Here is a 22,547-nt window from a genome sequence, read left to right as displayed (position 1 = left end):
GGTGTCATGAGCATGGAGATGACCGCGTGGAACCAGATGTATCGCACGATGAACAGCTCCGGCGCGCAGTCTTCGTTCTCCAAGGAGACTGCGCGTCGGATCCTGTCGTTCGCAGCACCGCATCGACGCGCCCTCGGCGGCTTCCTGGTGCTCAGCGTCGCGCTGGCGGTGCTTGCGGTGGCAACTCCGGTATTGGCCGGGCGGGTGGTCAACGCGATCGTCGACGGGCGAGAGCTGCGTGTGGTGGTGCTGTTGGCTCTGGCCATCGCGGTGATCGCCATCGTGGACGCAGGCTTCGGTCTGATCAACCGGTGGCTTTCGTCCAACATCGGTGAGAGTCTGATTCTGGATCTGCGCACCGCGGTGTTCGACCATGTGCAGCGGATGCCGATCGCCTTCTTCACTCGCACCCGAACCGGCGCTCTGGTCAGTCGCCTCAACAACGACGTCATCGGTGCCCAACGCGCATTCAGCACCACGTTGTCCGGAGTCGTCAGCAACGTGGTGACGCTGGCTCTGACGCTCGTGGTGATGATCGGAATCTCCTGGCAGATCACTCTGCTCGCGCTGATCCTGTTGCCGGTGTTCGTGCTGCCGGCCCGTCGCATGGGTCGACGCCTCGCACGTCTGCAACGCGAAGCGGCAGCACACAATTCGGCGATGAGCACCCAGATGACCGAGCGTTTCTCGGCGCCGGGAGCGACACTGGTCAAACTGTTCGGGCACCCCGACCAGGAATCCGTCGAGTTCGCGGTTCGAGCCGCCCGAGTCCGCGACATCGGAGTTCGGAGCGCGATGGTGCAGACCGTGTTCGTCACGGCGCTCACCCTGGTGTCGGCTCTGGCCCTCGCCGTGGTCTACGGACTCGGCGGCTTCTACGCACTCAGTGGTCGACTGGACCCGGGTTCGGTTGTCGCACTGTCCCTTCTGCTGACCAGGCTCTATGCGCCGCTGACCGCACTGGCGAGTGCCCGTGTCGAGGTCATGAGCGCGCTGGTCAGTTTCGAGCGCGTGTTCGAGGTGCTCGATCTCGTTCCTCTGATCGCCGACAAGCCCGACGCGACGGTGCTGCCCCCGGGGCCGGTGGCCGTCGAACTCGACGACGTCAGGTTCGCATACCCGTCGGCCGACAAGGTGTCGCTCGCCTCCCTGGAGGAGGTCGCAACTCTGGATTCCCGTGGCGGCGAGGAGGTTCTGCACGGTGTGTCGTTCCGGGCCGAACCCGGTCAGATGGTCGCCCTGGTGGGTACCTCGGGTGCGGGCAAGTCCACGATCGCGCAACTGATCGCTCGGTTGTACGACGTCGACAGCGGCGCAGTGCGGCTCGGCGACGTCGACGTGCGGGACCTGACCGCCGAATCCGTTCGCAACACAGTGGGAATGGTGACTCAGGACGGTCATCTGTTCCACGAAAGCATTCGCTCGAATCTGCTGCTGCCGCGCCCCGACGCCACCGAGGACGAACTGTGGGACGCACTGTCGCGGGCCAGGCTCGCCGATCTCGTGCGTTCCTTGCCCGACGGGCTCGAGACAATCGTCGGCGAGCGCGGCTACCGCCTGTCCGGCGGAGAGCGTCAACGCCTGACGATCGCCCGGCTGCTGATCGCGCAGCCACGGGTGGTGATTCTCGACGAGGCCACGGCCTCACTGGATTCGACGTCCGAGGCCGCCGTGCAGGCAGCGCTGGCCGAGGCGCTCGAGGGCAAGACGTCGGTGGTGATCGCGCACCGCCTCTCGACCATCCGAGCAGCGGACGCCATCCTGGTGATCGAGAACGGACAGGTCATCGAGCGCGGAACACACGACGAGCTCCTCGCAGCGGGCGGCCGCTACGAGGAGCTGCATCGAACACAGTTCGCGCACACCGTGCCAGCGGAGTGACCTAGGAAGGCCGGGAGCGCAGCCTGCGGAGTGACCTATGAAGGCCGGGAGCGCAGCCTGCGGAGTGGCCTAGGAAGGCCGGGAGCGCAGCCTGCGGAGTGGCCTAGGAAGGCCGGGAGCGCAGCCTGCGGAGTGACCTATGACATCGGATCTGGGACCACGGTGGCCGGGTCGTTGTCGGTTGCGGCGGCCAGCATCGGGGTGAATCCGTCGATTGCGTAGTCGAGGGACAGTGGGCTCGAGTAGCCGAGAGCCGACGGTAGGTCGGTGCTGAACGATCCGATGTAGACGGTGCGGTCCTGCTTCACGACGTCGAGTGCGGCGATCAGCGGGTTTGCCTGCAGTTGTTCGCGGCTCTGTCCGGCGATGACGAGGACGTCGGTGTCGAGTCGACTGAGGTTTTCGGGACTGACCGTTTCGCTGGCGTCGGGGATCTCGAAGCCGAGGTCGGTGAAGAACAGTGCTCGGATGTCGTCCTTACCAAGAACGAAGTAGCTGCCGTCGTCCATGACGAACGCGAGTGTCAGTGCCTTGCCGGCGAACTGAGGGTTGTCGGTCTGGGTGGTCTCGAACTTCTGCTCGAGCTCGGCCGTTCGCTCGTCGGATTCCTGCTTCTTGCCCAGTGCCTCGCCGACCACGGCGAATTCCTGCTGCCACGTGGCCGCGGGGACGTCGTCGTATCCACCGATGTCTGCGATCGTCGGGGCCATCGCCGAAAGTTGGTCGTACTGGCCTTGATCGATGAACGAGTACGGTCCGAGGATCAGGTCGGGTGACTGCGCAGCAATCTGCTCGAGGTTCAGGTCGGTGCTGCCGACCTCGGGGATCTCGGTGCCGCCCAATGCTTCCTGGGCCCACGGGCGCTGACGGTAGTCGTAACTGAGATTTCCACGGGTGGCGACGGGCTTGACTCCGAGCGCCAGCGCGAAGTCCTGCTCGTTGAATCCGATGGTCACGACGCGGGAGGGTGCGGCGTCGATGACCGTCTCACCGAAGTGGTGCTCGATGGTGACGGGAAAGTTGGCACTGTTCTCGGAGTTACCTGAGGCAGTGGATTCGTCGCTGGACGAACAGCCGACCGCCAGTGCCATGACTGCGGCACCGGCGGCGACTACGTGGACGGTCTTCTTCATGGGGACTCCTCGCGCGTGTATTTGCGAGGTTAGCCTAACCGACCCATGTGCTCAGCCAGCACGCACCGGGTCGGACAATACGGTCAGCAGTTGGAAACGGCGGGCACTCCGGCGAACCGCTGATCGATCCATTCCAGAGCCTGCGGCAGGCCGAGTACGGCAGCGGTCAGGTGATCGTTGCTGGGTACCTGGACCTCGGTGACGTTGACCCCGGCCCGGCAGTACCGGGCGATCGTGTTGTCGATCGAGCTGACCGGGATGAGCGCATCGGTGGGACTGTGCCACTCGAAGTACGGAGCTTTCGGCACACCGGGGTACATCTCGACGCTGTTCTCGTTGACGGCCGCGATCATCTCCGGGCTGTTCATCAGGTCCAACGTGCCCGCGACCTCCATCGCGCTCTTACCGGCTCCGGCGGCGATGATGTCGTTGGTGCACCCGTTCTGGATCTCGCTTTCGATCTGCTTGCCCAACGGGTTCAACTGGGAGCTGATCGGAATGCGAGTGGGATACTCGCGCTCGAGGCCGAGCGCAGCGGCGAAGGCGAGACCGAACACCGGGTGGGGTGCGAAACCGAGATCGCGAGCCATGCGCTCGAGGTTCATCGGAGCACCGCCCGCGGCGCTGCCGACGATGTTCAGCTCGGGCGCGTAGTCGTTCTGCAACGCTGCTGCCCACGCCGTCGCCATGCCGCCACCGGAGTATCCGGCCAAGGCAACCGGGCTCTGCCGCAGCTGCAGCGGATCGAAACGCTGGGTGGCGCGGATGCTGTCGAGCACGATCTGTCCGCCGAGCTTGGCTGCACCGTAGGCACTGTTGGGGCCGAGGTGATCGGCGATGACAACCGTCCAGCCACGCTGCAGAACGGCGTTCAGCGCGGGTGCCTCGCGGATCGCCAGATTGGGATCGTTGGACCAGAGCGCTTGTGACGGTGCACATTCGAGACCGAGTGCGTTGATGATGTGTTGGTAAGACAGCACCGGCCCGTTGGGGGCTTTGTTGCGGGGGACCAGCACGGTGTTGATCGCCGCGATGGGATTACCCGCCGAATTCGTGGAGCGGAACTTCAGCTGCCACACGTCGACGTCGAAGAAGCCGGGAGGTGGCGGCATCGGCCGGCTGGAGATCACGTCCCCCGGTGCCATAGCGGCGAGGTCGGCGGGCGGAGCATAGAAACCGTCCGATATCGGCGTCGGAAACAAGGGTGCCGCAGCGGCCTGACCTGGGCCGACAAGCGTCGAACAGAGAACGGCAACCGCCGTTATGCTGACAGCGCCTGCCAATTTGAGAACCCGCATCTGGTAAACCCCTCCATGCCTGAATCGAAACGGCGCGCGTCTCGACGATTCGGCAAGCCCCCGTAGAGCTGGCCCGCAACTCGATATAGCTATTGATCTGTGACTCGTTACGCCCCCCGGGCGACGATGAGCGCAACGGTACGCACCCGGCGATTCTATGGCAACCGAAGAACGGTCTTTCTGCCGGTTTCTGTGACTCGGCCAAATCCGCTGCTGGGCAGTTGGCGTCGGCTACTCGGGAACGACGTCCGCCGGCGTCTTGTCCGGGCGCAGTCCGCGCCAGCTCGGGTGACGCAGATGGCCGGATTCGGTGGCCTCGTAGAACCGCACTTCTCCGACGAGAACCGGCTCCACCCATACGGCACCGCGCCTGTCGGCAGTGGGAAGCGTCGTGGAGAAAGGACTCTCCGACGTTTCCAGCGGAGCCAGCGCTGCGGCCAGTGAATCGAGCGCGCGATCGTCGAAACCGGTGCCGACGCGACCGACGTAGCGAAGGCCGTCGCCGTCGGGGATTCCCATCAACAGCGAGCCGAATCCGCCGGAGCGACGTCCTTGGCCGCGTCGCCAACCGCCGATCACGACTTCTTGCGTGCGCCAGTTCTTGTACTTGATCCAGGTGTGGGCGCGCTTGCCCGGCTGGTAGATCGAATCGGTGCGCTTGGCGACGACTCCCTCCCACCCCCGTTCCCAGCTCTCGGCGATGGCGTCGGCAGCCGAACCTGTCAACAACGGCGGCACCAGAACCGAGTCGAGGCCGGTGGTGAGCAGTTCCAACAATCGTCTCCGGTCGGAGTACTTCTTGCGCACGAGGGACGTGCCGTCGAGATGGAGCAGGTCGAAGGCGATGAACCGGATGTCGTCGCGGGCGGCGTTCTGTAGCTTCTCGAAGCTGCTGATGCCGTTGCTGTCGAAGACGACCACTTCACCGTCGATGACGGCGTCGTGATCGGCCAGGTCCTCGGCGAGAGACCGGATGGCTCCGAACTTCTCGGTGTAGTCGTTTCCGCTTCGGGTGCGCAGGGTCATCGAACCGTGAGTCAGTTCGGCGACGATACGGAAGCCGTCCCATTTACCCTCGAACGACCACTCGTCCTCGGGTAGATCGAGTATGTCGCCCGCGGTTGCAAGCATCGGTGAGATGTTCTTCAGCACCGGCTTGTCCGTCGGCGGGCTGTCCTTTTTTATCGGGTGCTCTCCGGGTTGGTCCTTCATCAGGTGCATGAGCCATTGGTTGCCCTTGGTGCGGATGAGGGCGAACCTGCCGCGTGCTTTGGCTCCGTGCAGAACGACGATGACTTCGTCGTCCCTCCACTTCTCGAGCTCGTACGTTCCGTTGTCCCAGATCGAGACGTCACCGCCGCCGTACTCGCCCTTGGGGATTCGTCCGGCGAACGTTGCATATTCCAGTGGGTGGTCCTCGGTGTGGACTGCGAGACGGTTCTGCCCGGTCTCGACCGGGATGTTCTTGGGGACGGCCCACGACACCAGGACACCGTCGTGTTCGAGCCTGAAGTCGTAGTGCAGGCGTCGCGCATGGTGTTCCTGAATCACGAACGTATCGTCGTTACCCTGGGGCTCGGCGGTTTTCGGGATAGGCTCTGGAGTTCGGTCCGCGCTACGCATGCTGCGGTACTTGCCGAGCTTGTCCGTGTCGGAGGTGTCGTGCTCTTCCGCTGCCGGTTTCGGGTCGAGATCGGCGAGTAGGTCGCCGGTTTCGTGGAATCGTTCCAGAACCTCCTCGAATCGAAGTTGTTGCAGCCCTGGCGATTCGAGCTCCTCCCAGGTTCGGGGGGCCGCGACGGTGGGCAGGGACCGGCCCCGAAGTGAGTACGGCGCAACGGTTGTCTTCTTTCCGTTGTTCTGACTCCAGTCGACGAACACTCGACCCGTGCGCTTCGCTTTCGCCATCGTGGCGGTCACCCGATCCGGTGACCGTTCTTCGAGCAGGGTGGCGACGCGTTTGGCGACGGTGGACGCGCCGGACGTCGACAGCGGTTTGTCCAGCGGTACGTACAGGTGAATTCCTTTGCTGCCGCTGGTGACCGGGTACGCGGTCATGCCTATGTCTGCAATGAGGTCACGGATCTCGCAGGCCACCTCAGCGCATCGGGCGAGGTCGACGTCGTCGCCGGGATCGAGGTCGAAGACCATGCGGGTCGCAGGGCCGGGTTCGGTGCCGTCGAAACGCCATTGCGGCACGTGCGCTTCGATGGCCGCCTGCTGCCCGAGCCACACCAGATCCGCTGCGGTGGAGAACAACGGGTAGGTGACGACTCGGTCGGAGTGCTGCATGGATCGGCGGTCGAGCCAGTCGGGTGCGGATGCGGCGAGATTCTTCTCGAAGAACGAGGATTGTTCGACGCCGTTCGGCCACCGCTTGCGGGTCACTGCGCGTCCTGCGACGTGCGGCAGCATCGCCGGAGCGATGGCAGCGTAGTACTCGATGATGTCGCTTTTGGTGGTGCTGGTTTCTGGGAACAGCACCTTGTCGAGGTTGGTGACGGAGACCTTTCGGCCTTCGATCTCGAGCGTGGCCATCGTCTCAGGTTAGTGCTCGCCGTCTGAACCTGCGACCAAGTTGTGACAGGCTCGAATGCATGGCAACGATCAGTGTCTCGGTACAGATGCCCGAGAACCCTCAGGGCGCGTGGGACAAGGCTTCCGCCCTCGAGCGGTTCGACGAGTGGATGACCATCCACGGTGGTTGGTGCAGTCCGCCGCCGAACAAGGTCGGCAAGGGCACGAAGGTCGAGTCGCTGGTGAAGGTGAAGGGTTTCAAGAACACGATCAACTGGGAGTTCACCGAGTACGAGGAGCCGAAGCTGATCGAGATGTCGGGCCGCGGCAAAGGTGGAGTGAGGATCTCGCTGACCGTCCACGTGCGTGAGGCCGAGGGCGGTTCGGAGCTGACACTCGACGCGAAATTCGGTGGGGGCGTGCTGTTCGGTCCGGTGGGTTCGGTGGTCGCCCGTGCACTCGATACCGATGTGAAGCAGTCGGTGGCGAACCTTGCTGCATTGAAGTGACGGCATCTCGGGATTCCTGAAGTAGCTGTCGGACAATCTCTTCCAGCCCCGCACCGTGTTCTCGGTGCGGGGCTGGTGTTTGCGCGGGGCTGGTGCGTTCGAGGGTCAGGCGATGTGGGGGCCTGCTCGGGCGTGGGATTGTCGGGGTTGTCGGTAGGGGTCGACGGTGGCCGGCGGTACGAACCAAGGGTGGTTGTCGGTGCCGATGAATACTTCCCAGTCGCTGTGGTGGACGAGGCGGTGGTGGAATCCGCACAGGAGGACGAGGTTGTCCATGTCGGTGGGGCCACCGTCGGTCCAGTGCCAGATGTGGTGACCTTCGGTCCAGGCGGCGGGTTTGCCGCAGCCGGGGAACGCACAGCCGTGATCGCGGGCAGTCAAGGCGCGTTTCTGTTTCGCGGTGACGGTACGGGCGGTGCGGGCGAGGTTGAGTGGGTTGCCGTTCTCGTCCATGACGATGGCGGTGAGGAGGCAATCGCAGGCGAGTTGGCGAGAGGTGTTGCGGGAGAGGGGTCCCATCCACGGCAGCCAGCCGACGGTGGTGCCGTCGCCGAACAGGTCCCGGTATGCGCCACGATCCGCAGTCACTGAACCGGCCTCGTTGTTGGTTTCTGTTGTGGTGTCGATGTCGACCGGGTCGACCAGGTCTGAGTCGGATTCTGTTGCAGCGCGTGTGGTTTCGTCGTCGGTGATGTCGTCGCTGTTCTGACCGCTCAGGCTCTGGAGGTCCTGCAACCGGATGTGCAGGTTGACGTGCGGTTTTTCTCCGCCCTCGGTGGGGCGGTCACTGGAGGCGAGGTACCGGTCGAGGATGTGTCCGAATGCGTCGGCGCGTCGCCGTGCGGGACTGCGTTCGTCGGGGGTGCCGTCGGCGGCAGGGCGGGGTTCGGTCAGCGGTGAGAGTGCGGTGAGCAGCTTTTCTCCGGTGATCGCATCGAAATCCATCTTCGCCACGAGACGTCCGTTGAGGGTTTTCGAGGCGAAGAGTTCGTTGCGGTCGGTGTCTTCCGGTGGTGGCTTGTCGCCGCCGTAGGTGTCTTCGAGTTTGGTGATCGCTTCACGGATCTTGTCGGTGCGTGCCCCGGGCCCGGTGGCGGCGGTGATCATCGCGGTGCGGGCGATGTCGCGACCCTCTTGCGGGAGGTTCTTCGGTGGTGTTTCGGCGAAGGTGAGGATCAGGGCGGCGTGGTCGACGGTCATGCTGCCGGTGTTGACGGCGTCGGCGATGTCGGGGAAGTTCTTCAGTCCGCGGGCGAGGGCCACGATCTTGGTGGCTTTGCTGGGGGTGAGGAGGGTGGTGGAGGTGAGCCACCCTGCGGGTCCGGGGAAGCCGAGCTTCTCTCGGCTCACGCGGGTGTCGATGTCGGCGACCAGAGCAATCCGCCGGGCCTCCAACAGTTGGATCGTGTGGGAGACATCAGCAGCGTCGGCGAGGAGTTCGCTTTCGCTCAGTTGCCAGATCTCCGTGGTCATGGAGATAAGTGTATCGAACGGGTGTTCGATGCGCAATGATGGTGCAATCGAAAACTATTGCTGTGCACAAGGATTCGGAATACGGAACCTGTCGGTGGCCCGTGATAAGGCCGCAACGTCAGTCGAGTGAGGATCGCCCGGGACCGCTGAACTCGAACGTGGCGGCGCGCAGTGGCCTCGATGTAGGGGCCGGCCGGCAGTGCAGGTGAACATCGATTAAGCAGATGCTGCGTCGCCGCCACAGAGGTGCGTCGACACCTGACACAGTTGCGCGAGATGTAGAGCAGACCTCTACTGCTGGCGTGTCTTTCGCAACCACCACAGTCCTGCGATGGGTAGCACTACCGGGATGAAGACGTAACCGGATCCGAAGTGCGACCACACCGTCGGCTCCGGGAAGTCCTGGGGCTGGATGTAGCTGAGGGTGCCGATGCCGAGGACCCCGACGAGTTCGATGATGCAGGAGACCGTCACCACTCGTCGTGATGCCTCGGTTGCTCGTGCCAGGCCGACCGTCGCGATGATGTAGACCACGGCTGCGAATGCCGACAGCAGGTACGCGACCGGTGCGTTGTCGAATCGGGTGGTGAGTTGCACGATCGATCGCGATGTCGCGGCAACGGCGAACACGGCGTAGACGGCGATGAGGAAGCGTCCGAATCCGGTGCGCGTGGCTTGCTGAAGTTTGTCAGGCATATCCGGCCCAAATCTGGCTCAGTCGCAACACCATGGCTGCGAGGGTGAGGACGGCTACGAGGAGCACCGCGGTACCGCCGCGGGAACGGTCGCCCAGAGACCACCAGGTTCCGAGTGGGAGCAGGAACAGCAGTCCGACGAGGTACGACCCGAACGTGAGCCGGTGAATGTCGCGATCGGAGGCGAACATCATCACGAACCCGATCACGGCCTGCAGTGCTACGACGCCTTCGGTAGCCGCGATCGTCCAGAACAGCGCGCGGTCGGCCTTGTTCTTCAATAGAACGGGCCTGTTCGTGGCGAGCTTCACGAGCACCCAGATCCCCACTACCAGGGACAACACGTACAACAAGCCGGTGACGGCGCCGATCATCGAGTTCCTCGTCATGCTGCGGTGGGTGGATGGACTTCCCTTCACAGTAACCGCGTAACACCACGTCAACACTGTGAGGCCCTTGAAACACGACGTTGTTCCGAGCGTGACCAATCGGAAATCGACGAGGCCTGTACTTGTTCCATGGCCGCAGAGGATCTGCCCTCTCGTCGGACATGACGGTTTTCTCGGGTGGACATCGGTGTCCACCGCATCCAGCCCGCTCTGCGAACCTCAGGAGACGCACGTGTCAGATCTCGACCAGTCCATCGCCGAGAACATCAAGAAGTCCCTCGAGGAGATTCCGCATCCCTCACTTCCCAAGGGCAGCAACATCTACGGGTCCACCAAGATCTTCCCCGACTACAAGGCGGAGAACGGCGAAAGCTACTTCACGCTGGTGCACGGCATCGCCCACGAGTCGTCGGTATCGTTCGTCGCGGTGCTGCAGGCCACCCGCGCTCTGCGCAAGGGTTTCGAGTCGGCGATGTACTTCTACGGACCCGGTGCTATCAATTGCCTTGCCACACGCGGTTTCCCGACCACCGGAGACTCGGGCTTCCCGGGTGAACAGAACATCAACGACTCCCTCGCGACGTTCATCGCCGAGGGCGGCACCGTGTTCTGCTGCCGCTTCGGACTGGCCCTGCACGGGGGTCGTGAAGAAGACCTCATCGAGGGCGTCATCCCGGCCCACCCCCTGGACGTGCAGGACGCATTGATCCATTACGCGCGCAAGGGTGCCATCATCAATTCGACCTACATGGTCTAGGGGGCGGTTATGTCCATCTCTACACGTGTGGATCTGGCGTTGCTCGGGATTCGAGGAGCAACGCCGGTGTCCAGAACTGCCGGTGCCGGCCCGAGTGACGATGGACATGTCCGCATCGATGGTCTCGGCGCAGCAATCCCGCGCAACCCGCTCAGTCCGTACGTACTCGAAGAAGGGCGAGTTCTGTTCGACGGCAACGACATCGGCCTCGATGTTCAGGCCGTCGATCGCCCGAAGTTCTACGACCTCTCCACCGCCGACGGCGTCGCCTACGAGAAGATCGCCAAGCTGCACGGCACCAGTGTCCTGGCCACGACCGTGGTCCAGACGTGCATTCGCTACGACGCCGATCAACGGTGCCGCTTCTGTTCCATCGAAGCGTCTCTGGACGCGGGCGACACCATCGCTGTCAAGACGCCCGCGCAACTTGCGGAGGTGGCGGAGGCCGCTGTCCGGCTGGACGGGGTGACGCAGATGGTCATGACGACGGGCACTTCGGCCGCGAAGGATCGCGGTGCCCGTCATCTGGCCCGGTGCGTACGTGCCATCAAGGCCGTGGTCCCGGAACTGCCGATCCAGGTGCAGTGCGAACCTCCGGGTGACCTGCAGACCATCCAGGATCTGTACGACGCCGGAGCCGAGTCCATCGGTATTCACGTCGAATCGCTCGACGACGACGTGCGCCGCAGATGGATGCCGGGCAAGGCATCGGTCTCGATGGACGAGTACCGCGCGGCATGGAAAGAAGCGGTCCGGGTTTTCGGGCGTAACCAGGTCTCGACCTACATCCTGGTCGGTCTCGGCGAGGATCCCGACGAATTGGTCTCGGGTGCAGCGGAACTGATCGAGATGGGTGTGTATCCCTTCGTCGTCCCGTTTCGGCCGCTCGCAGGCACGTTGGCGGTGGATGTCGACCGGGCGACGGCTCCCGCTGCCGACGTCCTCGAAAGCGTCACCCGACGCGTCGCCAAGGAACTTCAGGCAGCGGCGATGCTCGGGTCCGACCAGAAAGCAGGCTGCGCGGCCTGCGGTGCGTGCAGCATTCTGCAGAACGCGGGAGGGTGACATGTACGGCGTCGTGGAGGGTAACGACCTCGCCGGATTGTCCGGCGCTGCAATCACTGTCGTGCAACCGGAGTTCATCGTCCAGCCGTGCAGCGGGACAGCAGAATTGAATGCGTACCGGGCGCTGCGCAGAGAGACGTTCGTCGCCGAACAGGGCTTGTTCGCCGGCACCGATCACGACGACGTCGACGACGATCCTCGCTGCGTCGTTCTCGTGGCCACCGATCGAGCCGGCACCGTGCTCGGTGGGGTGCGCCTGGCACCCTGCACGGCAACGGATCTGGGGTGGTGGGCCGGCAGTCGCCTGGTGGTCACCACCTCTGCGCGCACTTCCGGTGTGGGCCCAGCGCTGGTGCGTGCGGCCTGTGCTCATGCCGAAAGTCGTGGCGTTTTGCGCTTCGACGCGACGGTGCAGAAGCGCAACGAGACACTGTTCACCCGTCTCGGCTGGATCAGGCGTGGAGACGTCGAGGTCGCGAATACTCCACACGTGGCGATGTACTGGCCGATCGACAGGATCGAACGGCTGGTGTCGTCGACCAAGGCGATGCTCGCCGGCGTCCTCGCACCGCTGAAGGCGCAGCCACTCGGGCTCGGTGCCAAAGGATTTCGAGGTGACGACGGGGTCCCGGTTCCCGGGAGCGACATGATCGCCGCCTGCGATGCGATCATTCCCTCGATGGTCGACCGCGACCCGGAGTGGGCCGGCTGGTGCGCGGCCCTGGTCAACCTCAACGACCTGTCGGCGATGGGTGCCTACGCAGTCGGCATGCTCGACTCCGTCGGTGCACCGACGCAATCTCGACTGACCCGCATCATCCGCGGCCTCGCCAATGCGTCTGCGGCCTGGCAGGTTCCGGTACTCGGTGGCCACACCCAGGCCGGGGTGCCGTCGTCGCTGTCGATCACTGCGCTGGGCCGCACGACGAACCCGGTACGGGCCGGCGGGGGTAGCGTCGGCGATCGGTTGACACTGACGGCGGACGTCGAGGGTGGCTGGCGTCGTGGGTATCAGGGCCAGCAATGGGATTCGACGTCACGGCGCAACTCCGCCGAACTGACGACCATGGCATCGTTCGTCGCCCGTACCGCGCCCAAGGCCGCCAAGGACGTCTCGATGGCGGGACTGGCCGGGACCACCGGGATGCTAGCCGAGGCAAGCGGAACCGGTGCGGTATTGGACATCTCCTCGATTCCGAAGCCCGACTCGGCCTCGATGGGCGAATGGATCACGTGTTTTCCCGGGTTCGCGATGATCACCGCGGACCGTCCCGGTGCACCGACTGCACCGTCCGGACCTGCACTGTCCGCAGAATGCGGAGAGCTCACCGACATTCCGGGCGTCGCCTTGCGATGGCCCGACGGAATCACCACGCGCGCGGTCACTTCGACGGTGACCGGATTGGGAGAAGCATGAACGACATCACGATCTCCGTGGCCGCAGCCGAGTTCGGCCGCGACATGGAACAGGGTTACGCCACCATCGCCGCCCTGCTCGAGGAATCGCGTAATCGCGGTAGCCAACTGCTGGTGCTACCGGAAGCGTGCCTGGGTGGGTACCTGCCCAGCCTCGGTGGCGGCGACGAAACCGAAGAATCGAGACAGCGTCGACTGAAGGCACTACCGCCGGCTCTGGAACTCGACGGCCCCGAGATCAGGCGTGTCATCGACATGGCGGGCGATACTGTCGTCACGTTCGGATTCTGTGAGAAGGACGGCGATACCCGCTACAACGCCGCGGTGACGGTCGACGGCAGTGGCATCCTCGGTTCGTATCGCAAGGTGCACCAGCCACTCGGCGAAAACCTCTGCTACGCAGCGGGAGAGAGCTACTCCGCCTTCGACACTCCGGTCGGCCGGATGGGCATGCAGATCTGCTACGACAAGGGGTTCCCCGAGGCGGCCCGCGAACTCGCGCTCGACGGAGCCGAGATCGTCGCGTCCATCTCCGCGTGGCCGACTGCACGTACCGCGACGACCCCGAACATGGAAGAAGATCGGTGGAAGCAACGCTTCGACATCTACGATCGCGCTCGTGCACTGGAGAATCAGATCATCTGGGTCGCAGCGAATCAGGCCGGCACGTTCGGGTCTCTGAGGTTCGTCTGCAGCGCCAAGATCGTCGGGCCCGGCGGTGAGATCCTCGCGGGCACAGGCGTCGAGCCGGGTTTGGCCACAGCCACCGTCGATGTCGAGGCGCTCATCGGCGCGGCACGTGGCGGTGGCATGTACAACCTGCGCGACCGACGGCCCTCGGTCTATCGCACCATCACCAAGGAGACCGTTCATGCCTGAGATGTCGTTCGTGGTGCGGTGGCCCGACGGACGCGAACAGTCCTGCTACTCGCCCTCTTTGGTGATGCACGACTATCTGAGCCCCGGGCAGGAATACCCGGTGGCCGAGTTCGTCCAGCGAACGTCCGAGGCATTGACCGTGGCGAGCGATCGAGTTCTCGCCAAGTTCGGGATGCGGTGCACGTCGGCCGCGCAGCAGATGGAAGAGATTCACGGTGTCAGCGCGTCGTATCAGGCCGGTGCCGTTCGCGTACTGAGTATGTCGGGAGCTGAATTGCTATGAATCCGAACAGCGTGACAGAGAACCACAGTGCAACAGAAAACTACTCGGTGATCGTCATCGGCGGCGGGCAGGCCGGACTGTCCATCAGTTGGCATCTGACGCAGCGAGGCATCGACCACGTCGTCCTCGAACGCGACACCATCGCGCACGAATGGAAGGACTCGCGCTGGGACAACTTCACCCTCGTCACACCCAACTGGCAATGCGCGCTCCCCGGGTACTCATATGACGGTGACGATCCCGACGGGTTCATGCAGCGCGACGAGGTCTACGCCTTTGTCCGACGCTACGCCGAGAGCTTCGATGCACCGGTCCGAGAGTATGTTTCGGTGAATCAGGCCTTGCAATCCGCGGCAGGCGGCTTCGACCTACAGACCTCCGCCGGCCCCATGCACGCCGATCAGATCGTCGTTGCCGTCGGCGGTTACCACATCCCCACCATTCCGCGCTTCGCCGAGAAGCTTCCCCGCGACATCGTCCAGATCCACTCGTCCGAATACCGCGGCTCGCAGCAGTTCCCGAACGGCGACGTACTGGTCGTCGGCACCGGCCAGTCCGGAGCGCAGATCGCAGAGGATCTCCACCTCGACGGCCGCCGGGTTCATCTCGTCGCCGGCACCGCACCTCGCGTCGCACGCTTCTATCGGGGGCGTGACTGTGTCGCCTGGCTGCACGACATGGGCGTCTACGATGTCTCCATCGAAGATCAACCCGGTGGCGTCGGCAAACGCGAGAACACGAACCACTACGTCACCGGCCGTGACGGTGGTCGAGACATCGACCTGCGCGCGTTCGCCACCGAGGGCATGCAGCTGTACGGCCGTCTGCTCGGCGTGGAGGACGGCATCCTGCAGTTCGCCCCGACCCTCGAAGCGTCCCTCGACGCTGCCGATCGGGTGGCCGAGAGCATCAAGGACAACATCGACGCGTACATCGAGCGCGAGGGCATCAGTGCGCCCACCGAGGGCCGCTACGTGCCGGTGTGGCGTCCGGAATCCGAGACGACCGAACTCGATCTCGCTACCGCGGACATCAAGGCCGTCGTCTGGTCGGTCGGGTTCCGTACCGACTACCGCTGGCTGAAGGTCGGGGCGTTCGACGGCGAGGGCCACCCGACGCACAACCGCGGCGTCACATCGGTTCCCGGCCTGTACTTCCTGGGCCTGCCCTGGCAGCACACCTGGGGTTCGGGACGCTTCGCCTCGGTGGCGCGCGACGCCGCATTCCTGGCCGATCAAATCGGCCTCGAAATCAGTGCTGCGCAGTCCCGAAACTCGACGCAGTCCCGAAACCCCGCGCAGCCGCAGAGTCAGATGGTCTGATCTCGACGTGGCTCCCATCAAGATCGGTGCATTGGCAGCACATTTCGGTAGAGATGTCGATCGGGCCGTACTGAAGATCACGACGATCATCTCCAGTGCGGCCCGCGAGGGAATCGATCTCTTGGTGCTGCCCGACGCATCCCTCGGGGGTTACATCAACAGCCTGAGCAATCCGGATCCGTCCGAGTTGCCGCCCACTCTCGATCCTGACGGTCCGGAGTTGGCTGCGATCATCGCAGCGGCGGGTGCGATGACGGTGTGCATCGGGTACACCGAGTTGTCGAAGGGGCTGCGGTACAACGCTGCTGCGTGCCTGACGGGCGACGGGATCCTCGGCAGTCACCGCAAGGTGCATCAGCCGCTCGGGGAATCCTTGGCCTACGCCGCCGGAGATCGGTTCGAGGCCTTCGATACACCGGTCGGACGGATGGGCATGCTGATCGACTACGACAAGACGTTCCCGGAGTCGGCCCGCACGCTCGCATTGGATGGCGCGAGAATCATTGCGGCGCTGTCGGCGTGGCCGGCCAGCGTCACCGATCGGGCCTCCTCGCTACCGAACGATCGGCAGTCGCGACTGTTCGATCTGTACGACGCTGCGCGCGCCGCCGAGAACCAGGTGGTGCTCGTCTCGTCCAACCAGACCGGGGTGATGGGATCCCTGCGGTTCCTCGGCCAGGCGAAGATTGTCGGGCCCGGCGGAGACGTGTTGGCCAAGACGTGGTCCAAAGGCGGTTTGGCCGTGCACGAGATCGACGTCGATGCCGAGGTGGATCGGGCCCGGAGAGGTCTGCATCACCTGGCCGAGCGACGCGTCGACGCCTATCCGAACTTGTTGCAGGAGAAGCCGGATCGATGAAGATCGCGCTGTTGACCTATTCGTCCAAACCGCGCGGAGGCGTGGTGCATACGTTGGCTCTGGCCGAAGCGCTGGCACGCGCCGGCCAGGATGTGTCGGTGTGGTCGCTGGGCCGCGGGGGCGACAGTGAGTTCTTCCGCAAGGTCGACCCGGCTGTCACCGTTCGGATGGTCCCGTTTTCCCACCGCGAGAACGAGACCGTCGGCGAGCGGATTCTGCGATCGATAGGCGTTCTGCGGCAGGCTTTCACGCCCGACGAGTACGACATCGTCCATGCTCAGGACTGCATCTCGGCCAACGCCGTCGGCCGGTGCATCAGGACCATCCACCATCTCGACGAGTTCACCACTCCCGAGCTCGCGGCATGTCACGAACGAGCGATCACCGCGCCGTACGCGCGAATCTGTGTGTCCACTGCGGTGGCCGACGACGTCCGACGCGGCTGGGGGTTCGATCCGGTCGTCATTCCCAATGGAGTCGATGCCGGAAGGTTCTCGGCAGCAGCCGAATCGGGCCGATCGCACTGGAACGGGAAGTTCGGCAGGTACGTGCTTGCAGTCGGCGGCATCGAGCCACGCAAGGGCAGTCTCGATCTACTCGACGCCTTCGCCGGGCTGTCCGATCGGCACGTGCAACTGGTGTTCGCCGGCGGCGAGACCCTGTTCGACTACCGTGACTATCGGTCCGAATTCGACCGTCGAGCAGTAGAACTGGGCATCGAGCCGGTGATACTCGGAACCGTCGACGACGACGAGCTGCCGTATCTCGTGGCGCAGGCTGCGGTACTGCCGTTCTTCTCCACCAAGGAAGGCTTCGGCCTGGCCGCGATGGAGGCGCTCGCCGCATCGACTCCGGTGGTGGCGCGTGATCTGCCGGTACTGCGAGAGGTGTTCGGAGACAGCGTCACCTACGCGTCGTCGGTGGAGACCATGACCAGCGAATTGGACCGTGCGTTGCACGAGCCGCACGATCCGTCACCGGGGCTGGCGCTGGCGCACAGCCTCACCTGGGACGAGGCTGCGCGTCGACACCTGGAGTTCTACTCCTCGCTACGCTGACCGGTTCGCTTGTTGCGCTTGAGCCGGTGAGGCTTGAGCTTGTGGAACCCTTTGACCCGTAGTGAACGGACCGATTTGAGGTAGAACTCCGAGTCGTGACGCAGTTCATCCGTCATGACGGTATCGACCAGGATCGTTCCGGGATTGGCCGAACTGGTCAGGCGCGCAGCAATATTGACCACCGACCCGTACAGGTCGCCGTACCGTGCCAGTACCGGGCCCCACGCCAGCCCGACCCGCAGGTCCGGCATGTCCTCCTGCTCGTCGAAGGCGTCCTGGAGGTCGAGGGCGATGTGGGCGGCATCCTCGGGGGTCTGCGCGCTGAACATCACCTCGTCGCCGACGTTCTTGATCACCGAACCGCGCCCTCGCGCAATGATATTGGTGGCCAATGACTCGAACTCCTCGAGTAGCGTCGTCAACTCGCCGATGTCGAGTCGACGCGTCAGGCTCGTGTAGCCGACCATGTCGGCGAACCCGACGGCCATCGTGGGACTGTCGGCGGCGTCGTCGGGAGCGGCGATGGATCGACCGGCCGCTGCTGCCAGGTGGCGTCGCCAGGTGTATCCCTGGAGCGCTTCGAGGGTGGGGACGGTTTCTGCGGCGATGGCACGGGCGTTCCGGCGAATCGCGTCGATGTCGTTCGTGTCTTCTTGGCTGTCGATGATGCGTTCGAGTATGTGAGAGTTCACAACGCCCACTTGCCATTCCGCGAGCCGGGACATCGACTGCCCGAGGGTGCGTGCGATCGCAACCTCCATCTCGGGCTTGATCACCTTCTGCGCGGTCAGTGCGGTGATCAGCTTCAGAGCTTCGAGATCGGCGTCGGTGTAGACGAGTGCGTCGGTATCGGTGTGGACGGGGAAGCCCATGCCGATCCACAGGGCGATGACCCGCTCGAGCGGAATCCCGGACTTCTCGACGATGTCGGCGCGGTTGTACTTGGGCTCGCCGCCCAGTAGATTCCGCTCGATCTCCGTCTGTACTACCGAGTTGATCTGATTCTCAGGCATATCCCAACGTTCTGTCGAAATAGGAACGGACGGCGTCCACGTACTCGTCGATCTTGTCGGGATCCCAATCCGTGGTGGGTATGGGCTCGCCGACGGTGACCTTGACCGTACCGGAGTGAACGGTGAAGTCCTTCTTCCACATCACGTCACCGGCGTTGTGAATAACGATCGGAACGATCGGCACGCCGGCCTGCATCGCCAGGTGAAAACCGCCCTTCTTGAATCGGCCGAGACGGGACGTCGGCATGCGAGTGCCCTCGGGGGCGATGGCGACCGAGATGCCGCTGTGCAGCTTCTCGATCGCGGGCCGCATGGCCTCTCGCGCTTGCGCAGGATCGCCGCGGTCGACATAGGCGACGTCGAAGATCCTGCCCAACAATGCGAAGCGCGGGTCGCGTTCGAGTTCCCGCTTGGCAACGGCGGTGATGTCGCGTCGCAGGATGGAAGTGACGATGATCGAGTCGGCGGTGCTCTGATGGTTGAACATGAAGACGGCGGGCCGGGCTGACCACGCATTTTCGGTTCCGGTGACGTCGAGCTTGACTCCGGCGAGGGTCAGCGCGATGTCCGGGGCGATGGTGCTGGTGATATTGGCACCGGTGCGGCGACTGCGGGTAAGCAATCCCAGGCCGAGCCCGATCGACGCACTCGCGAGCACCGATCCGAGCGCCGCCGTGCTGCGTACGGCCGACGTGATATCCGTGCCACGCTTCGGGCTGTCCAGCGTCAGGGCCGGCCAATTCTTCTTGGCGGCATAGCGCGCGAGATCAGGATCGGGGTTGAGGGCGATGGGACGGCCCACGGCTTCGAGCAGTGGCACGTCCTCACCGCCGTTCGAGTATGCGAAACAGCCTGCCAGAGCGATGCCTTCACGTTCGGCGTAGTCGATCGCCGCCTGCGCTTTGCGGGGTCCCCAGAGCGAATCGCCGACGAGCTCACCGGTGAGAATCCCGTCGGTGACCACCGGAGTCGTGCACAGCAACTCCTCGAACATCATGTCCTGCTGCACCGGCAGTGCCTGGTACGGCGTGGCCGAGGTAGCCATCACGAGGCGATGCCCGGCGTGCCGGTGAGCCTCGACGAGGGCCCGGGCCTGCGGGTAGATCATCGGCGCGATCTCGTTGCGGAACAGGGTGTATGCCTGTTCCATCAGGTCCTCTTCGCGACGGCCTTCGAGGCCGCGGACGGCCTTGCCCATCAGATTGTCGACGGGGGAGTTGCGCATCCGCATCTCGACGACGGCACTGGAGATCTCCCACAGTTCCTTGACCGTGACGTCGAGGGTCTTGAGGCGTTCGAGAAACACTGCGCGAGCAGAGAATCCGTTGATAAGGGTGCCGTCGAGATCGAAGAAGGCGATGGTGTCTCGGCCGGGTGGGGCGGCGGCGATCGCTATCAGTCGATCGTCGAAGTCGGTCATGGATTGTTCTCCTCGGGGGCAGAGATCGGTTCCACCTCACGGAGCATTCGGTGCGCCATATCCCGGATGGTACGTACCTTGCGGGCCCATTCGTCGATCTCCAGCGCGAAGTCCCTGCGGCGGCGGGCAATGCCGTCCGAGCTGGAATCGATCAGGTCGCGGTTTTCGGCCAGTTGCAGTGCAGTGTCGAACAGTTCGCCCGAGATGGACTCACTGTGATCGAGCTGCTGGCGGAGCCGCCTGGCCTGGGCAGCGCCGAGGCATTCCGAGATGAACTTCGGTTTGTCGAATTCTCCGCTCTGCGGCAGCAGCATCAGCTGGTCGGCCACTACCTGATAGGCCTCGAAGATCGGCTGCAGTACGCGGTGCGCCAGGTGCAGATCCTGCGATTCCAGCTGTCGCGCAGCATAACCGGGGTCGCTGATGCTGGTGCGCCAGTCCGGGTCGATGAGATCGACCTCGGATTCGAGACGCTCCCCGAAGTCCTTCTTGTCGCCGAAGAAGAACTCGAACTTGAGTAGATCTCGCAATTGCAGGGCCGCCGTCCACAACGATTCCTGAGTCAGCGGCGTCGAGTCACCCTCGGTCGGTAGCACCACCAGCTCGCCGATGGCGCGCATCACGAAGAAGTGAATGGCGTTGTTGCGGAAGAACGCTGCCACCAGATGCTTGTCCTGCGCCAGGTAGAACAGCGGTTCGGGGCCGTCGTCGAAACGCTTGACGACGTTGGCGTTGACCTGTGCGATGACGGCCGAGCGGACGACGTCGACGTCGGCGATGTCCACCCCGCCCGCAGTGGGTAGGTTTCTGCGTTTGATGTAGCCGGCCAACGGCGAGATGATGGCCCACATTTCGTTGACGTTGAGTGCGCGATCCTCGATACCCAACAGCGCCATAGTGACCAGTGCTGCCGGGGTCACCGGCGTCGCATCGTTGATCGCATGGGAGACACCGAGCGCGATCTTCTGCACCGCGACGCGCTTGTCGGTGTTCTCGGCGACGATCGCCGCCACCGACATCGGCTCTCCGAAGTTCAGATAGACGTTGCCGCGCAACGTGCCCTGAGCGCGGATGTACCCGATGGCCATGCGAATGCCCTCGGCTTGCTTCTTCGCCCCGTGCGATTCTTCGGCCATCGCGCCGACCTCGTGCAGTCGGTCGTAGGTGATGGACGTCGGGATCAAATAGACGTCCTCCGCGTCGCTCGACTCGAGGGCGTCGACGAGGTAGGTCAGCAGACCGAACCGCGGCGGTCGGAGCTTTCCGGTGCGGCTGCGTCCGCCCTCGATGTACCACTCGAGGTTGAACCGCTTGCTGAGCAGAAAACTCATGTACTGACGCAGCGTCCATTTGTAGATCGCGTCCGAGAATTTGCGCTGAATGAGCACCACGCCACTGCGTTTGGCTATCGGGCCCAACGGCCAGAAGCCGACATTGATGCCGCCCATGACGTGATTGAGCGGCAGTCCCTCGGCGAGAAGCGCGGGACGCAGCACGAGTGGGTCGAGGTAGGAACGGTGATTGGGCAGGAACACCAACGGATAGTTCTTGTTGAGTTCGCGAACCTTCTGCAGCTGATCGCGATCGACGTCGACCTTGTACGCCCGCGAGAAGTACGCGCCGAGGGTGCCCCACATCTCGACGGCGCGCCTGGTTTCGGTCGCCACCATCTCGCCGAGGATGTCCTGAACCCTCTTGTCGACGGTGTCGCGATCCTGGCCGACGTGGTCTGCGAGCTCGGTGATGCCGTCCCTGAACTTCTTCTGCTCCGTCATGTCCTCGACGACGAAGCGCGGAATCTTGTACTCCGAGCCGATGACTCCGCGTTCGGCCTTGTCCAGTGCGAGACTGGCCTGCCGCAGGATGAACGACGACAACGACGTGCCGCCGCCGCGCTCGAACCGATCCTGGAGATCGCTCAGGGTTGCGGGTTCACCGACCAGCACTGCGGAGTGATCGGGATCGTCGTTGGCCACCCACCGCTGCCACACCCGTGTCGGCTTCGAGCGGCCTCTCGGGGCGAAGATGCGGTGCAGAATGCCGGTGCTTCGATCGGTCAACGTGACCCGCAGCGGAATGAGCAGCGGATCGTCGGCGTACCCGCGGACGGTGTCCGACAGTGATGTCCTGGCCTCACCGGACAGAACGACCGATGGGGGCCGACGTTCTCCGTCCGGGGTGGTGGCGTCGATCCACTGATTCAGGGCCTGAACCTCGAGAGTGCTTCTGGCATCGAGCAAGTACACGTGCGGACCGTCGCTGAGCGATTGCTGGTCCGCGTCGAGGTGGTACATCGAAGCTCCTGTTCCGTACCTGCGCAAGAAGGTACGCCGTCAGGCTACGCGGGAGAATCCCGGCGCGAGGGCGGTTCGGCGAGGTGGTCGACGGCACTCGACGGGCGCTCGGACGGCCTGTCCGTTAGAGTCGTGTCATCGGCCTTCTCTGGCCAAGCCTCTTTAGTGTTAATCGTAGTAACTGTTACTTCTGGTTACGGTTACCCGGGGTTACACATACTTGGGATCCACGTCATTCTCGCGACCGATACTCGATGCCGTGCTGCCTGCGCACGTGAATCTGTGC

19 protein-coding genes are annotated in these 22,547 nt (G+C 63.9%); 10 read left to right on the top strand and 9 right to left on the bottom strand.

Annotation, left to right across the window (positions count from 1 at the left end; translation table 11 throughout):
• The first annotated feature begins 6 nt into the window (after positions 1-6).
• Positions 7-1,881 carry an ABC transporter ATP-binding protein gene (locus JLZ96_RS12025; protein WP_027495230.1) on the top strand — a complete coding sequence of 625 codons (1,875 nt, stop codon included), beginning with the start codon at positions 7-9 and terminating at the stop codon, positions 1,879-1,881.
• A 137-nt stretch (positions 1,882-2,018) separates the two neighbouring features.
• Here JLZ96_RS12025 and JLZ96_RS12020 read toward each other — a convergent pair whose 3' ends face one another.
• The 3 genes from JLZ96_RS12020 to JLZ96_RS12010 form a co-directional block, all read right to left on the bottom strand.
• A complete protein-coding gene (locus JLZ96_RS12020) occupies positions 2,019-3,014 on the bottom strand; it encodes an iron-siderophore ABC transporter substrate-binding protein (RefSeq protein ID WP_201010189.1) in 996 nt (331 codons plus the stop codon).
• An 83-nt stretch (positions 3,015-3,097) separates the two neighbouring features.
• Positions 3,098-4,312, bottom strand: a complete 1,215-nt coding sequence (locus tag JLZ96_RS12015) for a lipase family protein (protein WP_027495232.1) — start codon at positions 4,310-4,312, stop codon at positions 3,098-3,100.
• A 231-nt stretch (positions 4,313-4,543) separates the two neighbouring features.
• Positions 4,544-6,850, bottom strand: a complete 2,307-nt coding sequence (locus JLZ96_RS12010) for an ATP-dependent DNA ligase (protein ID WP_201010188.1) — start codon at positions 6,848-6,850, stop codon at positions 4,544-4,546.
• Between the two features lie 59 nt (positions 6,851-6,909).
• On the opposite strand from JLZ96_RS12010, the gene JLZ96_RS12005 reads away from it, so the two are divergent.
• Positions 6,910-7,338: an SRPBCC family protein gene (locus JLZ96_RS12005; protein ID WP_032372543.1), complete on the top strand. Its 429-nt coding sequence runs from the start codon at positions 6,910-6,912 to the stop codon at positions 7,336-7,338.
• Between the two features lie 105 nt (positions 7,339-7,443).
• Here JLZ96_RS12005 and JLZ96_RS12000 read toward each other — a convergent pair whose 3' ends face one another.
• The 3 genes from JLZ96_RS12000 to JLZ96_RS11990 form a co-directional block, all read right to left on the bottom strand.
• The gene (locus JLZ96_RS12000) at positions 7,444-8,811 is read right to left on the bottom strand and encodes an HNH endonuclease signature motif containing protein (protein ID WP_201010187.1); all 1,368 of its coding nucleotides are present in this window, start codon (positions 8,809-8,811) and stop codon (positions 7,444-7,446) included.
• A gap of 291 nt (positions 8,812-9,102) precedes the next feature.
• Positions 9,103-9,507, bottom strand: a complete 405-nt coding sequence (locus tag JLZ96_RS11995) for a hypothetical protein (RefSeq protein ID WP_027495236.1) — start codon at positions 9,505-9,507, stop codon at positions 9,103-9,105.
• Entirely contained in the window at positions 9,500-9,895 is a 396-nt protein-coding gene (locus JLZ96_RS11990) for a hypothetical protein (protein ID WP_230074147.1), read from the bottom strand. Before JLZ96_RS11990 ends, JLZ96_RS11995 begins: the two co-directional genes overlap by 8 nt.
• 232 nt (positions 9,896-10,127) lie before the next feature.
• Here JLZ96_RS11990 and JLZ96_RS11985 point away from each other — a divergent pair, with 232 nt between their 5' ends.
• From JLZ96_RS11985 to JLZ96_RS11950, 8 genes are read left to right on the top strand one after another with little or no spacing between them, the layout of a single operon-like run.
• Complete coding sequence (locus JLZ96_RS11985; protein ID WP_027495238.1) at positions 10,128-10,652, top strand: MSMEG_0572/Sll0783 family nitrogen starvation response protein; 525 nt, start codon at positions 10,128-10,130, stop codon at positions 10,650-10,652.
• 9 nt (positions 10,653-10,661) lie between these two features.
• Entirely contained in the window at positions 10,662-11,717 is a 1,056-nt protein-coding gene (locus JLZ96_RS11980; protein ID WP_201010186.1) for an MSMEG_0568 family radical SAM protein, read from the top strand.
• A 1-nt stretch (position 11,718) separates the two neighbouring features.
• The gene (locus JLZ96_RS11975; RefSeq protein ID WP_201010185.1) at positions 11,719-13,134 is read left to right on the top strand and encodes an MSMEG_0567/sll0787 family protein; all 1,416 of its coding nucleotides are present in this window, start codon (positions 11,719-11,721) and stop codon (positions 13,132-13,134) included.
• Entirely contained in the window at positions 13,131-14,012 is an 882-nt protein-coding gene (locus JLZ96_RS11970) for a carbon-nitrogen hydrolase family protein (protein ID WP_027495241.1), read from the top strand. Before JLZ96_RS11975 ends, JLZ96_RS11970 begins: the two co-directional genes overlap by 4 nt.
• Positions 14,005-14,295, top strand: coding sequence for an MSMEG_0570 family nitrogen starvation response protein (locus JLZ96_RS11965; protein WP_027495242.1), 291 nt, complete (start codon positions 14,005-14,007; stop codon positions 14,293-14,295). Before JLZ96_RS11970 ends, JLZ96_RS11965 begins: the two co-directional genes overlap by 8 nt.
• A complete protein-coding gene (locus tag JLZ96_RS11960; RefSeq protein WP_052067134.1) occupies positions 14,292-15,617 on the top strand; it encodes an MSMEG_0569 family flavin-dependent oxidoreductase in 1,326 nt (441 codons plus the stop codon). The genes JLZ96_RS11965 and JLZ96_RS11960 overlap by 4 nt, the downstream gene beginning before the upstream one ends.
• Positions 15,618-15,624: 7 nt before the next feature.
• Positions 15,625-16,476, top strand: a complete 852-nt coding sequence (locus JLZ96_RS11955) for a carbon-nitrogen hydrolase family protein (RefSeq protein ID WP_027495243.1) — start codon at positions 15,625-15,627, stop codon at positions 16,474-16,476.
• The gene (locus JLZ96_RS11950) at positions 16,473-17,534 is read left to right on the top strand and encodes an MSMEG_0565 family glycosyltransferase (RefSeq protein WP_201010184.1); all 1,062 of its coding nucleotides are present in this window, start codon (positions 16,473-16,475) and stop codon (positions 17,532-17,534) included. Before JLZ96_RS11955 ends, JLZ96_RS11950 begins: the two co-directional genes overlap by 4 nt.
• Here JLZ96_RS11950 and JLZ96_RS11945 read toward each other — a convergent pair.
• The 3 genes from JLZ96_RS11945 to JLZ96_RS11935 are packed head-to-tail and all read right to left on the bottom strand — an operon-like array spanning position 17,516 to position 22,261.
• Positions 17,516-18,547 (bottom strand): adenylate/guanylate cyclase domain-containing protein, encoded by a 1,032-nt coding sequence (locus JLZ96_RS11945; RefSeq protein WP_027495245.1) that lies wholly within the window; start codon positions 18,545-18,547, stop codon positions 17,516-17,518. The two genes, JLZ96_RS11950 and JLZ96_RS11945, sit on opposite strands and share 19 nt — an antisense overlap.
• Entirely contained in the window at positions 18,540-19,967 is a 1,428-nt protein-coding gene (locus tag JLZ96_RS11940) for an HAD-IB family hydrolase (RefSeq protein WP_032372538.1), read from the bottom strand. The genes JLZ96_RS11945 and JLZ96_RS11940 overlap by 8 nt, the downstream gene beginning before the upstream one ends.
• Positions 19,964-22,261, bottom strand: a complete 2,298-nt coding sequence (locus JLZ96_RS11935) for a glycerol-3-phosphate 1-O-acyltransferase (RefSeq protein WP_201010183.1) — start codon at positions 22,259-22,261, stop codon at positions 19,964-19,966. Before JLZ96_RS11935 ends, JLZ96_RS11940 begins: the two co-directional genes overlap by 4 nt.
• Positions 22,262-22,547: the final 286 nt, after the last annotated feature.

Origin of the sequence: Rhodococcus sp. NKCM2511 (genome assembly GCF_014905595.1) — a bacterium.
Taxonomy (GTDB): Bacteria; Actinomycetota; Actinomycetes; order Mycobacteriales; family Mycobacteriaceae; genus Rhodococcoides; species Rhodococcoides fascians.
The sequence above is the reverse complement of the archived record's forward strand: the minus strand, read 5'-3'. Positions and strand labels throughout refer to the sequence as shown.